This is a genomic window from Polaromonas sp. P3_B1, assembly GCF_056402935.1.
On sequence record NZ_JBFUGK010000025.1, the window covers coordinates 1 to 13,466 of the forward strand.

Annotated in this window: 10 protein-coding genes; 6 read left to right on the forward strand and 4 right to left on the reverse strand. The window is 65.1% G+C overall.

What is annotated here, in order from left to right:
* The first annotated feature begins 179 nt into the window (after nt 1-179).
* The 6 genes from AC1DXS_RS15265 to AC1DXS_RS15290 all read left to right on the forward strand — a co-directional run bounded on the left by AC1DXS_RS15265 (nt 180) and on the right by AC1DXS_RS15290 (nt 8,050).
* Nucleotides 180-1,286 (forward strand): efflux RND transporter periplasmic adaptor subunit, encoded by a 1,107-nt coding sequence (locus AC1DXS_RS15265; protein WP_477738333.1) that lies wholly within the window; start codon nt 180-182, stop codon nt 1,284-1,286.
* Nucleotides 1,283-4,411, forward strand: coding sequence for an efflux RND transporter permease subunit (locus AC1DXS_RS15270; protein WP_477738334.1), 3,129 nt, complete (start codon nt 1,283-1,285; stop codon nt 4,409-4,411). Before AC1DXS_RS15265 ends, AC1DXS_RS15270 begins: the two co-directional genes overlap by 4 nt.
* A 55-nt stretch (nt 4,412-4,466) precedes the next feature.
* Nucleotides 4,467-5,297 carry an oxidoreductase gene (locus tag AC1DXS_RS15275; RefSeq protein ID WP_477738335.1) on the forward strand — a complete coding sequence of 277 codons (831 nt, stop codon included), beginning with the start codon at nt 4,467-4,469 and terminating at the stop codon, nt 5,295-5,297.
* Nucleotides 5,298-5,408: 111 nt separating this feature from the next.
* Nucleotides 5,409-5,816 (forward strand): BLUF domain-containing protein, encoded by a 408-nt coding sequence (locus tag AC1DXS_RS15280; protein WP_477738336.1) that lies wholly within the window; start codon nt 5,409-5,411, stop codon nt 5,814-5,816.
* 26 nt (nt 5,817-5,842) lie between these two features.
* Entirely contained in the window at nt 5,843-6,823 is a 981-nt protein-coding gene (locus tag AC1DXS_RS15285; protein WP_477738337.1) for an alpha/beta hydrolase family protein, read from the forward strand.
* 414 nt (nt 6,824-7,237) lie between these two features.
* A complete protein-coding gene (locus tag AC1DXS_RS15290) occupies nt 7,238-8,050 on the forward strand; it encodes a hypothetical protein (protein WP_477738338.1) in 813 nt (270 codons plus the stop codon).
* Between the two features lie 848 nt (nt 8,051-8,898).
* Here the strand turns inward: AC1DXS_RS15290 and AC1DXS_RS15295 are convergent.
* The 4 genes from AC1DXS_RS15295 to AC1DXS_RS15310 form a co-directional block, all read right to left on the reverse strand.
* Complete coding sequence (locus AC1DXS_RS15295; RefSeq protein ID WP_477738339.1) at nt 8,899-9,399, reverse strand: universal stress protein; 501 nt, start codon at nt 9,397-9,399, stop codon at nt 8,899-8,901.
* Nucleotides 9,400-9,521: 122 nt separating this feature from the next.
* Nucleotides 9,522-10,883 carry an MBL fold metallo-hydrolase RNA specificity domain-containing protein gene (locus AC1DXS_RS15300; RefSeq protein WP_477738340.1) on the reverse strand — a complete coding sequence of 454 codons (1,362 nt, stop codon included), beginning with the start codon at nt 10,881-10,883 and terminating at the stop codon, nt 9,522-9,524.
* A gap of 117 nt (nt 10,884-11,000) precedes the next feature.
* The gene (locus AC1DXS_RS15305) at nt 11,001-11,987 is read right to left on the reverse strand and encodes a zinc-dependent alcohol dehydrogenase family protein (RefSeq protein ID WP_477738404.1); all 987 of its coding nucleotides are present in this window, start codon (nt 11,985-11,987) and stop codon (nt 11,001-11,003) included.
* Nucleotides 11,988-12,120: 133 nt separating this feature from the next.
* Nucleotides 12,121-13,308, reverse strand: coding sequence for an efflux RND transporter periplasmic adaptor subunit (locus AC1DXS_RS15310; protein WP_477738341.1), 1,188 nt, complete (start codon nt 13,306-13,308; stop codon nt 12,121-12,123).
* Nucleotides 13,309-13,466 lie beyond the last annotated feature (158 nt).

Consider the following 13,466-nt stretch of genomic DNA (forward strand, 5'->3'; position numbering starts at 1 on the left):
GCCCATAGCTGGGCTATGGGCAAGCGCCGCGCCTTGCATCCCATCCCGAGAAGGTACTTGCGCGGCCCCGTTTAGACATTGAACAGGCTCTTAGTTAATCGGCCGCATTGATTGTGACTATTGACATATATGGTCACTAGTTCCAAAATGAAATCCTGTCTGGTTTTTACGGGATTTCCATGCCTAGCCGTCTCATTTCATTTGTTGTCCTGCCTGTACTGGCGCTGGTTTTAGCCGCTTGCGGCGACAAAAAGCCTTCAGATCCGCGTACCGAGGCACCCCTGGTGCGCGCGGCCACTGTGCGTGACGCGGCCCTTGCGTCGCGCACCTTCACCGGGACCGTGGCTGCCCGGGTGCAAAGTGACCTGGGCTTTCGCGTTCCAGGCAAGGTTCTGGAGCGCCTGGTGGACGCCGGGCAAAGCGTCAAACGCGGCCAGGTCCTTGCGCGCATCGACCCGGTTGACCTGAAGCTTGCGGCGCATGCCCAGCAAGAGGCGGTCGTTGCGGCCAGGGCGCGGGCGCAGCAGACGGCGGAGGACGAAGCCCGTTACCGCGACCTGCGCGGAACCGGCGCGATTTCGGCGTCGGCTTATGACCAGGTCAAGGCCGCGGCGGATGCCGCCAAGGCCCAGTTCAATGCGGCTGAAGCCCAGGCCGACGTGGCGCGCAACGCGAGCCGCTATGCGGAATTGGTGGCCGATGCCGATGGCGTCGTCATGGAAACACTGGCCGAAGCCGGCCAGGTCGTCAACGCAGGCCAAGCCGTGGTGCGACTGGCGCATGCCGGCCGCCGTGAAGCCGTCGTCCAGTTGCCGGAAACCCTGCGCCCCCCGGTCGGCTCAACCGGCGTGGCCGCGCTTTTTGGCAAGGAAGGCGCGGGCGCCCCTGCCAGGCTCCGGCAGATCTCGGATGCCGCCGACAAACTGACACGCACCTTCGAAGCCCGCTATGTGCTGGACGGCGAGTTGGCCGGCGCGCCATTGGGCAGCACGGTCACCATTCAGTTGTCGGATGCAGCTCCTGCCGCCCAAGGCGGTTTGTCGGTACCCATTGCCGCCCTGTTCGATGCGGGCAAGGGCCCCGGCGTCTGGGTGATCCAGGGTGAGCCGGCCAAAGTGTCCTGGCGGCCTGTCACGGTCCAGCGCCTGGGTGACGACAGCGCGCGCGTAACCGGCACCCTCAAGCAGGGTGAGCGTATCGTCGCGCTGGGCACGCACCTGCTGCGCGAAGGCGAGCAGGTCCGGGTCGCGGGCGAGGCCACCGTCGTCGCGAAAGCCAAGCCATGAGCGAGGGCCGCTTCAACCTGTCGGCGCTCGCCGTTCGCGAGCGCTCCGTCACCCTGTTCCTGATCTGCCTGATCTCCCTGGCCGGGCTGGTCTCCTTCTTCAAGCTCGGGCGGGCCGAAGACCCGGCCTTCACCGTCAAGGTGATGACCGTCATCACCGCCTGGCCCGGCGCCACCGCGCAGGAAATGCAGGACCAGGTCGCCGAAAAACTGGAAAAGCGGCTGCAGGAACTGCGCTGGTACGACCGCAGCGAAACCTACACCCGGCCCGGCCTGGCTTTCACCACCCTGAGCTTGCTCGACACCACGCCGCCTTCGGAAGTGCAGGAGCAGTTCTACCAGGCACGCAAGAAAGTGGGCGATGAAGCGGCCAATCTTCCGTCAGGCGTGATCGGGCCCATGGTCAATGACGAGTATGCCGACGTTACCTTTGCCCTGTTCGCGCTCAAGGCCAGGGGCGAACCGCAGCGCCTGCTGGTGCGCGACGCCGAGACGCTGCGCCAGCGGCTGCTGCACGTGCCGGGCGTCAAAAAAGTGAACATCGTCGGTGAGCAGCCCGAACGCATTTACGTCGAGTTCTCGCACGAGCGCCTGGCCACGCTGGGACTGGGCTCGCAGGAGGTGTTTGCTGCGCTCAACGGCCAGAACGCATTGACGCCGGCCGGCTCCGTGGAAACCAGGGGGCCGCAGGTGTTCATCCGCCTGGACGGCGCTTTCGACGAGCTGCAGAAAATCCGCGATACGCCGATCGTGGCGCAGGGGCGTACGCTGAAACTGTCGGACATCGCCACCGTCAGGCGCGGGTATGAAGACCCGGCAACCTTCATGATCCGCAACGGCGGCGAGCCCGCGCTGCTGCTCGGCGTGGTCATGCGCGACGGCTGGAACGGCCTGGACCTGGGCCAATCGCTCGATAAAGAGATTGGCGCGATCAACGCCGACCTGCCGCTGGGCGTGAGCCTGACCAAGGTCACGGACCAGTCGGTCAACATCAGCTCGTCGGTCGATGAATTCATGGTCAAGTTCTTCGTCGCGCTGCTGGTGGTCATGGTGGTGTGTTTTGTGAGCATGGGCTGGCGCGTGGGCATCGTCGTCGCCGCCGCAGTGCCGTTGACGCTGGCGACCGTCTTCATCGTGATGGCCGCGACGGGGAAGAACTTCGACCGCATCACGCTGGGCTCGCTGATCCTCGGGCTGGGCCTGCTGGTGGACGACGCCATCATCGCCATCGAAATGATGGTAGTGAAGATGGAGGAGGGCTACAGCCGCACCGCCGCGTCCGCCTATGCCTGGAGCCACACCGCCGCGCCCATGCTCTCCGGCACGCTGGTCACGGCTGTCGGCTTCATGCCCAACGGCTTTGCCCGATCCACCGCGGGCGAATACACCAGCAATATGTTCTGGATCGTCGGCATCGCGCTGATCGCTTCCTGGGTGGTCGCCGTGGTGTTCACGCCTTACCTGGGCGTCAAGATGCTGCCCGACCTCAAAAAGATCGAGGGCGGCCACGAAGCCCTCTACGACACGCCGCGCTACAACCGCTTGCGCCGGATGCTGGGGCGCGTCATCGCCCGCAAATGGCTGGTCGCCGGCGCGGTGGCAGGTCTTTTTGTGGTTGCGGTGCTCGGCATGGCGGTGGTCAAGAAACAGTTCTTCCCGATCTCCGACCGCCCCGAAGTGCTGGTGGAAGTGCAGATGCCTTATGGCACATCGATTGTGCAGACCAGCGCCGCCGCCGCCAAGGTGGAGGCCTGGCTGGCCCAGCAGCCGGAAGCCAAGATCGTCACCGCCTACGTCGGCCAGGGCGCGCCGCGCTTCTTCCTGGCGATGGGCCCGGAGCTGCCCGACCCTTCGTTTGCCAAGATCGTGGTTCGCACCGACAACCAGGATGAGCGCGAGGCCTTAAAGATTCGGCTGCGCAAGGCGATTGCCGACGGCATCGCTCCCGAGGCGCGCGTGCGCGTCACCCAGCTGGTGTTCGGCCCGTACTCGCCATTCCCCGTCGCCTACCGCGTCAGCGGGCCGGATGCGCAGACGCTGCGCAATATCGCCGCCGAGGTGCAACAGGTCATGGATGCCAGTCCCATGATGCGCACCGTCAACAACGATTGGGGCACGCGCAGCCCGACGCTGCATTTCACCCTGCAACAGGACCGCCTGCAGGCCGTGGGCCTGAGTTCCAGCGCCGTGGCGCAACAGCTGCAGTTTTTGCTGAGCGGCGTTCCGCTGACTGCCGTGCGTGAAGACATTCGCACGGTGCAGGTCGTGGCCCGTTCGGGCGGCGGCACCCGGCTCGATCCGGCGAAGATTGCCGACTTCACCCTGACAGGCGCCAGCGGGCAGCGCATCCCGCTGTCGCAGGTGGGAAAAGTCGAGGTGCGCACCGAGGAGCCCGTCATGCGACGGCGCGACCGCATGCCGACCATCACCGTGCGCGGCGACATCGCCGAAGGCTTGCAACCCCCCGATGTGTCCACCGCCATCAGGGCGCAGCTGCAGCCCATCATCGACAAGCTGCCGGGCGGCTACCGCATCGAGGAAGCCGGGGCCATCGAGGAAGCGGGCAAAGCCACCAAGGCCATGCTGCCCCTGTTCCCCATCATGCTGGCCATCACGCTGCTGATCATCATCTTCCAGGTGCGCTCGATCTCTGCGATGGTCATGGTCTTCCTCACCAGTCCGCTGGGCCTGATCGGCGTGGTGCCTACCTTGATCCTGTTCCAGCAACCCTTCGGCATCAATGCGCTGGTCGGCCTGATCGCACTGTCAGGGATCCTGATGCGCAACACCCTGATTTTGATCGGGCAGATCCACCACAACGAGCAGGAGGGTCTGGACCCGTTCCGTGCGGTGGTCGAGGCTACCGTGCAGCGTTCCCGCCCTGTGATCCTGACCGCCCTGGCCGCCATCCTGGCCTTCATCCCGCTCACCCATTCGGTGTTCTGGGGCACGCTCGCTTACACGCTGATAGGCGGCACCTTTGCAGGGACGGTTCTCACGTTGGTATTCCTGCCCGCCATGTATTCCATCTGGTTTGGGATCAGGCCGGCCGCGGACGAGGGCCCGCGGGCTCCCAGCCCGCATGAAGGCAAGCCCGATGTGGCGGATGCCGCATTGGCCCACTGATTTTCTTTTTCACCGCTTTTCTTTTTAAACACTTATCCATATCGAGGGATCTGTCATGTCAAATTCTCAAGTTGCTGCTAAAGCTGCGGCCCCAGTTGTTGTTGTCACAGGTGTGTCGTCAGGCATAGGCCGTACCACCGCGGAAAAGCTCGCAAGGCAAGGCTGCCAGGTCTTCGGCACCGTGCGCAGCATCGCAAAAACAAAACCGCTGCAGGGCGTTGAACTGGTGGAAATGGACGTTCGCGACGATGCATCGGTCAAACAGGCCATCCAGTCCATCGTCGACCGGGCAGGGCGCATCGACGTGCTCGTCAACAACGCGGGCGTGACCATGGTCGGCGCGGTGGAAGAAACCGCGATCCATGAAGCTGCGTCGCTGTTCGAAACCAATGTCTTCGGCATCCTGCGCACCGCGCAGGCAGTGCTTCCGCATATGCGCGCCCGGCGCTCGGGGCGTATCGTCAATGTCAGTTCCGTGCTCGGTTTGCTGCCTGCACCTTACATGGGACTTTATTCGGCGTCCAAGCATGCGGTGGAAGGATTGTCTGAAACCCTGGACCACGAGGTGCGCCAGTTCGGTATACGCGTCACGCTGGTCGAGCCGCACTACACCCGCACCAACCTGGACCTCAATTCGCCCCAGGCCAGCTCAACAATCGCCGCCTATGACCGTGAACGCGGCCTGGTGTCCCAGGCGGTAGCCGACAGCGTCAACAGCGCCCCCGAACCCGACGGCGTGGCCAACACCATCGTCGAAGCCGCCCTGGGCCCCTGGCGCATGCGGCGCACGCCTGCGGGGCAAGCATCGCTGCTCAGCAAATTGCGGCGGTTCATGCCCGCTGGTCCTGTGGATTCAAGCCTGAGGAAATCATTCGGGCTTGGCTGAGCGATTCCGCTGTTCAACAGGTGAGCAGAGTGGGATGATGGGTTCAAACACCCAGGGGAGCCAAGTTTCCCCGTCCCGATACTGCCAGTCCTGTTCAAGGAGCTCCGCGCCATGCTCAGACTACTCTATATCAGCGACGCCAAGGAAGGCATCAATGAAGATGCCGTGAACGGCGTCCTGAAAAGCGCGGCCAAAAACAACCCGCCCCTGGGCATCACCGGCCTTCTGGTATTTGGTGGCGGCGTGTTCGCCCAGATCCTTGAAGGCCCGGAGCAGGCGGTGCTGCGCAAGTATGTCCAGATCGCGACCGACATGCGCCACCACAACTGCCGCATCGTCTACATCACGACCACCAGCGAACGCATTTTTAAGGACATTTCCATGGCAGCGCTTGAAGCGCAGCCCATGGAGATGGCGCACATCGCCGAACTGGATGCCCGCCGGCACGAAACCATCCCGGCGGATGCGTTCACCGACCTCATGCACGTGTTTTTTTCAAGGATACAGGCGCTTCCTTGATCCGGGGATGAACTTAAGGCGAGGTCATGCGCACGCTACTTTTGGGTCTTATTCTTCTTTCGTTTGGACCGTTTTCTATTGCATATGGTCAAACTCAATCGTTCCGTGCGGGGATCGCCCGCATCGAGGTGCCGGCMGCGACACCTTTCGAGGCGCTCATTTGGTACCCGACGCAAGCGGATGAAGTTTCATGGCAAACCGGACCGGTTCTCGTTCCGGCGACACATGACGCACAGCCGGCCGCGGGAAACTTCCCTGTGGTGCTGCTGTCGCATGGTGGCGGCCTGACCGGAGGCAGCCCACTGCTGTTGAAGGAGTTGTCCGCGTCGCTTGCTCGGCAGGGCTTCATTGTGGTTGCGCCATTTCACGGGACCGCCGGCCTGCCTGTTCGACCATTCCAGGTCCAACTTGCGTTGGCGGCGATGCTGGACACCCCTCGTTTTGCAATGCATGCCGACCCGGCGCGACTTGGCATGGTCGGTTTTTCCCTGGGAGGGGCGGTCACGTTGAAGCTTGCAGGCGCCATACAGGATGAGGCTCACTTTGCAGCGCACTGCGTCGCTCATCCTGAAGACGTGATGTCATGCAACAACGCGCCCAGTGGACGCCGTTCCGGCGCGCCAAGCCCTGGCCCCTTGACGCGAGAGCGGGAGACACCCTTGCCTCCTCATCTCGCTTTGAAGGCTGTCGTGTTACTCGACCCATTGGCGGCGCTATTTCCTCGTGACGGCCTGCGGGCTGTGACGATGCCTGTCCTTCTCATCCGGCCCGAGCAGAGCAAGCTTTCAGGTGAAGGAAATGCCGATACCCTGGCGCTTACGTTGCCGGTTCCGCCGCTGTATCAGAAGATTTCGGGAGGGCACTTCGTGTTTGCCGATCCATGCACACCTTCGCAGAAGACAGCCTCGCCTGAAGTGTGCCTCGACCCTTCGGACGTTGACCGCGCGGCGGTACATGCCGGCGTCGAATCAATGGTCACAAAGTTCCTGGCCGAGAAGCTGCAATGAGCGTCACCGCTTGGGCTTGTTTTTGCCACGCACCGTTTCTATTGCGGTGGCTTTGAGCTTTCTGTGTGCACAGCCATCGACACCCCATTTTTCAAGAATACAGGCGCTGCCCAGATCCGCGGAGTCCGGGGCCGGAGTGGCAGTTTGTCACGCTTATGGCTACGCTTGCCACCTAATATTCGGGTCAACCCTCAGTAAAAAGTAGCATTTTTGGCAAGAGGCGTCAGTATGATGGCCCGAAGCGTGCTTGTGACGTTTTGTTACTAATTCGGCGGCCACAGCCCGGCTGCCTCCACATCAACGCCACTGCTTCAGGAGCCCAACATGCGTTATCTGTCCCTCATTTCCTTTTTACTGGCCGCCGCTTGCCTGACACCGGCTGCCCAGGCTCAAAGCTGCGATGGAGGGGCCTACATGAACCCCCAGCTCTTCCGCGGTGAAGCCGCCTACCAAAGCGCCGTGGCCGAACAGGAAATGCATGCCTTCATTGGCCGCGCCGGCCTGCCGCAGGCGCCCCTGTATGCCATCAAGAAAGTGGACGACATCACCTCGTCGGGGCGGACACCCTATTGCTGGGTCTACACCAACCAGGTCACCGGCCTGATGAGCGGCTACAAGCTCGCGGTGTTCAACAATGAAGTGGTCCAGCCCGCCGTGCTGGCCATCACCGTGGTCGGCAAGGCCGCGACGGACGCGGGCGCCGTGGCGCTGAAAACCCTGCCGCCGGCCGAGCAGAAAGCCGTGCTCGACCAGCTCCAGCGCTCCAAATGCTTCGGCACAGCCGCCGGCGTGGAAGCCGCCATCGCCAAAGCCGAGGGCCTGTGCGGCAATGTGGAGGACGTCGCGCCGCAAGCCACCGTCGGCCAGCAGGGCCTGATCGCCAAAGCCGTCTTCGCCTGGGAAGAGCAGTCCTGGGCAGGCGTCGTCACCCGCGAGCCCGCCGCCCTGGGCGCCAGCCTCAAAGGCCTGGCCGGGCGCTCCGAAAAGGTGCACCAGGCACGCCTCGTGGTGGTTCCGACCAAGGCCACCAGCGTCGGCTTTGGCTTGTACCTGCACGCCAGCGTGCCGGATGCCGCCGTCAAAAAAGCCATTGCCACCTTCCAGGGCCTGACGGCACCGTCCAAACCGCTCGCCGTCGCACTCGACCTGGGCCCGCAATTCTCCTTTGTGGTGCCGACCGCGGAGCAGTTGGAGAAGATGCGTGCGGCGATTGGGTTGGGTAAGTAAAGCCGTACGGATGCAGCTTCAGGCGGCCGCGACCTGCATGCGCTGGTGCGTGGCTTTTGCATGGAGGCACTCGAAGCCCAGTCCATGAAATGGCGCACATCGCCGAACTGGATGCCCCGCCGGCACGAAACCATTCTGGCGGATGCGTTCACGGACCCATGCGTGTTTTGCGAACTACACGGAGACGCAGTGCACTTACCGTGGTGGCTGACACTTCGGACCAACGGGTCGGGGCGATGACTTCGGTGCCTCCCAAAACAATTGCATCGAACTCGTAGCTGCGCGTGCACTCAGGAGGGTAGATCGGCTTGCCATCGACACCAAGAACGAGCGCAGGGGAGCACGCAGGAGCGTTGTGCTCTCAGCCCCCGTCGCCACGATGGCGCTGCTTTTCTGCTTCCAGGCGCTCTGCTTCTCGTGCCAAGTCGCGTCTGATCTTCTCAATGCGCAAAGCTTCTTCGGCAAGCTGCGCGAGTTCCTTCTCACTGAACCTCAGTGTGGAAGGAAGTGGCGCTTTGCAAGCTTCACACGTGGTGACCCGACGGTTGAACACCGAGAACCCGCACGCTGGACATCTGAATCGATTGGCTGCCGTCATCGGTGCGACAAGGTTTGCGGGGGTGGCATTCGCGAGCCTAACGAATGGAAGGGACTTCCCCGTCCCAAGCGAGCCGCACCCCGTCAGGGATGCGGTTTACGGCAACAAAGTGCCACGATGGAGAGGTCAAACTTTTAGCTCCGACGTAACTTGAGTACAAGTTAGTCTGCACTGAAACTGCGTTTTCATCAACTCACCTGGAAGGGGAAATCATGGCTATCGTAACCGTTGGAATTGACCTCGCCAAGAACTAGAGTGATGCCATGATCTCAGCACCCCTGCCATTGCCCGCCGCCTGATCCCCACCCTCCGAAGCCGCATCCCGAACCACCAGCACAGGCACGGGCGCCAGCCGCAAAATCTGCTCCGCGCCGCTGCCCAGCAGCACACGCCCCAGGCCGCGCCGACCGTGGGAGCCGACGACCACGAGGTCGGCGCCCCAGCGTTTGGCGGCTTCGGCCACGACTTCGCCCAGGCGTTTGCCGGGTTCTTCGCACAGGCTCTGGTCGGCTGTTATGCCGGCCGACTGCGCGATGGCTGTGGCGTCCGACAGCACTTTGGCGCCGCCTTCGCGCAGCATGCCGGCCAGGTCGCCTGAGTAAGTGCCGTCCGCCGCCACGGCTCCCAACTCATTGAGGGCATGCAGCAGCCGCACGCTGGCACTGGTTTCGCGCGCCATGCGCAGGCCGGCGACCAGGGCCTTGTTGGAGGTCTCGCTGCCGTCTACGGGGATCAGGATTCGTTTGAACATGGTGACTGCCTCGGTCTGAAGTTGCGATAAAGACAGTGTTGGCTGTTTTGGGGCCGGTGATGTTGACGTGCGTCAACCGAAGGTGACAGGGGCGCCTCAGCAGCGTGCGGTGGCGGGCACGTTCAAACCAGCGCTGCCGACTCCAGGTAGCCGGGAATTCTGCATGTCCAATGCAGCTCGCGTTCTATGCGCTGGCGCATCGCGTCGGCCGCTGCCGGCTCGCCGTGGGTGATGAAGGTCTGCCGGGGCGCGGACTTGAAGCCACGTAGCCAGCCCATGATCTCGGCCGCATCCGAATGGGCCGACAGGTCGTCCAGCATGGCCACTTCGGCGCGCACCGGCACCTCCTGGCCGTGGATGCGCACCGTGGGCGCGCCGCCGGCGATAAGGGCGCCGCGTGTGCCGCCGGGCTGGAAGCCGGCAAACACAATGGTGTTGCGCTTGTCGGGCGCGAAGGCCTTGAGGTGGTGGACCACACGCCCACCGGTGGCCATGCCGCTGGCGGCAATGATGACCATGGGGCCGTGTTTGGCATTGAGCAGGCGCGACTCTTCCGGTGATTCGACGATGTGGGCCGTATGCGCCATGGCTTCGCATTCGGCCGACGTCAGCCGCAGTTCGTTTTTGTGTTTCAGGTAGACCTGGGTGGCCTTGGCCGCCATGGGGCTGTTGAGGTAGACCGGCAGCTTGCGCGCAATGACGCCCTGGGTCTTGAGCACTTCGATGCAATGCAGCAGGCTTTGCGCGCGCCCCACCGCAAAGGCCGGGATCACCACCACGCCGCCGCGCGCTGCCGTGCGATTGATCACCTGGCCCAGCGCGAGCAGGGGGTCGGAGTCCTTGTGCAGCCGGTCCCCGTAGGTGGACTCCACCACCAGGTAGTCGGCGCCGTCCATGGGCGAGGGCGGCTTGAGCACCAGGTCGTTGGGCCGGCCTATGTCGCCGGAAAACAGCAGGGAGCGCGAGCCGTTGTCCAACCGCACGAAGGATGAGCCCACCATATGGCCCGAAGGCGTGAGGCTGGCGTTCAGACCCGGCGCCGGCTGCCAATGCTTGCCGGCGGGCACCGGGTGCAGCAGCTTGAGGCAGCGCAGCGCATCCTCGCGTGTGTACAGGGGCAGCGCCGGCGCGTGCTTCGAAAAACCGTGCCGGTTGGCGTATTCGGCTTCTTCCTCCTGCAGGTGGCCGGCGTCGGGCAGCAGGATGCGGCACAGGTCCGCCGTGCCCGGCGTGCAGAACACCTTGCCCTTGAAACCCTGGCGCGCCAGCAGCGGCAGGTAGCCGCTGTGGTCGATGTGGGCATGGGTCAGGATCACGGCGGCTATGCCGGCCGGATCCACAGGCAGCGGCGACCAGTTGCGCAGGCGCAGCGGCTTGTAGCCCTGGAACAGGCCGCAATCGACCAGCACAGCGGCATCGCCGGAGCGGACCAGGTATTTGGAGCCGGTGACGGTGTCGGTGGCACCCAGGAATTGGACTTTCATGGCGCCAGCTTAGGCGTGCCGCAAACCGGCCTGTTTGACATAGCGCAGAGAAACTGCATTTGACGGTGTGAGGGCGAGGGGGGAGGGCGGGCCGACCCGGCTGATGTGGCGGCGGGCTCAAGGCACGAGTACGGCGGCTCCGTTGAGCCGGCCGGCCCGCAGGTCCGCCAGCGCCTCGTTGGCCTGCTCCAGCGGGTAGGTGGTGGTCTCTGCGCGCAGCGGATGCGCCGCGATGAAATGCAGGAAGCCCGCCGCATCGGCGCGCGTAAGGTTGGCGACCGACACCAGTTGCCGCTCCTCCCAGAGCAGCCGGTAGGGAAAAGACGGGATGTCGCTCATGTGGATGCCGCCGCAGACGACGCGGCCGCCCTTGCGCACCGCGCGCAGTGCCATGGGCACCAATTCCCCCACGGGCGCAAAAATGATCGCCGCATCCAGGCGCTCGGGCGACGTCTCGTTCGACCCGCCGGCCCATACCGCGCCCAGCGAGCGCGCGAAGGCCTGGCCCTGGGTATCGCCCCGGCGCGTAAAGGCGTAGACCTTGCGACCCTGCCGCTGCGCGACCTGGGCGACCAGGTGGGCGGCCGCCCCGAAGCCGTAGAGCCCGAGCTTTTCCGCGTCGTCGCCCGCCATGCGCAAGGACCGCCACCCGATCAGCCCGGCGCACATCATCGGCGCCGTATGGACGGCGTCGGCCGATCGCGCCAGGGGCATGCAGAAAGCGGCCTCGGCAAGCACGTGGGTCGCAAAACCGCCGTCGCGCCCGTAACCCGTGAAGGTCGCGTGGTCGCAGAGGTTTTCGCGTCCCAGGCGGCAGAAGGCGCAGTCTCCGCAGGTATGCGCGAGCCAGGGCACGCCGACGCGATCACCGGCGCGCAGGGCGAGCACGCCTTCGCCCAGGCATTCGACGATGCCGACGATCTCATGGCCGGGCACCAGCGGCAGGCGCGGAAGGGGCAGTTCGCCGTCCACGATGTGCAGGTCGGTGCGGCATACCGCGCAGGCTTCGACGCGCAGCCGCACCTCGCCGGCCGCGGGCGCCGGAATCGGGCGTGTCTCCGGGCGCAGCGCCCGGCCGGGTTTATGCAGAACCATTGCGCGCATCATGGATTGGCCTCCAGTGGGGAAAGGACACTCTAGGCGCTTGCCCGCAGGGCGCATTGCGCTGCGTCAAGCGGACGGCGCATCGGCCGGCTGCCGGGAATCCCCGGGTACCGCCAGGCCGTCCGGCCCGCGCTCAGGGCACGCGGGCGCGCACCCGTGCCCCGTCCCGCACTTGCGCCGCCGGATAGAGCACGACTTCCTGGCCTTCGGCAAGGCCTCCTCGCAGCCAGGCATCGCTGCCGTTGCGCGCCCGCACGTCCACCGCCCGCACCTGGGCCCGCCGGCCTTCAACGACGTAAACCGCCATCCCTCCAGCATGGGGAAACACGGCGCCCACCGGAACCATGAGCGCCCCGGGAACGCTGGCCGTGACGATGCGCACATTGACGCGGAAACCGTCGCCCACGGCGCGCCAGGCTTCGCTGGGGTTTTGCACATCGATGACGGCGTTGGCGCGCTGCTCCTCGATTCCCAGGGCGGACACTTTGGTGAAGGCGGCCGGCTCCACCTGCCGGATGCGTCCTTCCAGCGCGGGACCGCCCCAGCGGTCGATGATGACGCGCGCGCCCTCGGGCGCCTGCACGGCATCCGCGGTGAGCAGTTCGCTGACGACTTCGAGCCGCGCCGCGTCCCCGATCTCCAGCAATGCGGCTCCGGCGGCCAGCGTCACCTCGCTAGGCTGCGCGACCCGAAGAACCCGGCCGGAGACGGGGGAGCGCAGAACCAGGGGCCGGCCCGCGCGCCCGGGCTCGGACGGCGCCAGCGCGGCACGCGCGAACTCCTGCTCATGCGCCGCGGCTTCCTGCGCCGCGATGGCCGCATCCAGCGCGCGGCGGTTCGCCGTGGCGGCCAGGCGCGCAGTATCCATGCGCGAGGGCGACACAAAACCCACGGCCGCCAGCTCCTCGGTTCGCTGCAGGTCCAGCAGGCTTTCATCCAGCGCCGCCGTCGCCTGGGCCGTCTGGGCTTTCGCGCGGACCAGCGCCGCGTCCGCCGCACCCAGGCGCGCCACGGCCTGCTGCAGGCTGCGGCCGTCCACCATGGGCGACATGGCCGGGAGCAGTTCGGCGACCACGTCCCCCTGGTTCACGGCGTCGCCCGCGCGCAGCGCAATCCGGGTCAGTCTTGCCGCCACGGGCGCCGAGATGGTGTAGCGGTCCCTCAGCCGGGTGCGCCCGTCCTCTTCCACCGCCTGCTCGAACAGGCCGGTGCGCACCCGCGCGGTTTCGACCTCGACGGGGCGGGGCGCGAAAGCCCAGGCCAGGGCCGCCGCGAGGGCCAGCACGGCCGCCGCGGATATCAGGTATTGCTTGCGCTTCATGGGCGCCACCCGTGCGCGCCGGATGCGGCGGGGCGTTGGTGAAACTTCATGGTGATTTCCTCAAGGCTGGACATAAGCTGCGCGTGCGGCCAAGAGTAGGCGGATCCGCCTGCCTGTGCTCTGATCTGGATCAAGGCACGGCGTGAAGGCCCGCATGC

Excerpts from the sequence above, each read along its gene's own strand:
- AC1DXS_RS15265 (WP_477738333.1), top strand. The coding sequence starts at position 180 with ATGCCTAGCCGTCTCATTTCATTTGTTGTCCTGCCTGTACTGGCGCTG.
- AC1DXS_RS15270 (WP_477738334.1), top strand. The coding sequence starts at position 1,283 with ATGAGCGAGGGCCGCTTCAACCTGTCGGCGCTCGCCGTTCGCGAGCGC.
- AC1DXS_RS15275 (WP_477738335.1), top strand. The coding sequence starts at position 4,467 with ATGTCAAATTCTCAAGTTGCTGCTAAAGCTGCGGCCCCAGTTGTTGTT.
- AC1DXS_RS15280 (WP_477738336.1), top strand. The coding sequence starts at position 5,409 with ATGCTCAGACTACTCTATATCAGCGACGCCAAGGAAGGCATCAATGAA.
- AC1DXS_RS15290 (WP_477738338.1), top strand. The coding sequence starts at position 7,238 with ATGAACCCCCAGCTCTTCCGCGGTGAAGCCGCCTACCAAAGCGCCGTG.
- AC1DXS_RS15295 (WP_477738339.1), bottom strand. The coding sequence starts at position 9,399 with ATGTTCAAACGAATCCTGATCCCCGTAGACGGCAGCGAGACCTCCAAC.
- AC1DXS_RS15300 (WP_477738340.1), bottom strand. The coding sequence starts at position 10,883 with ATGAAAGTCCAATTCCTGGGTGCCACCGACACCGTCACCGGCTCCAAA.
- AC1DXS_RS15305 (WP_477738404.1), bottom strand. The coding sequence starts at position 11,987 with ATGCGCGCAATGGTTCTGCATAAACCCGGCCGGGCGCTGCGCCCGGAG.
- AC1DXS_RS15310 (WP_477738341.1), bottom strand. The coding sequence starts at position 13,308 with ATGAAGCGCAAGCAATACCTGATATCCGCGGCGGCCGTGCTGGCCCTC.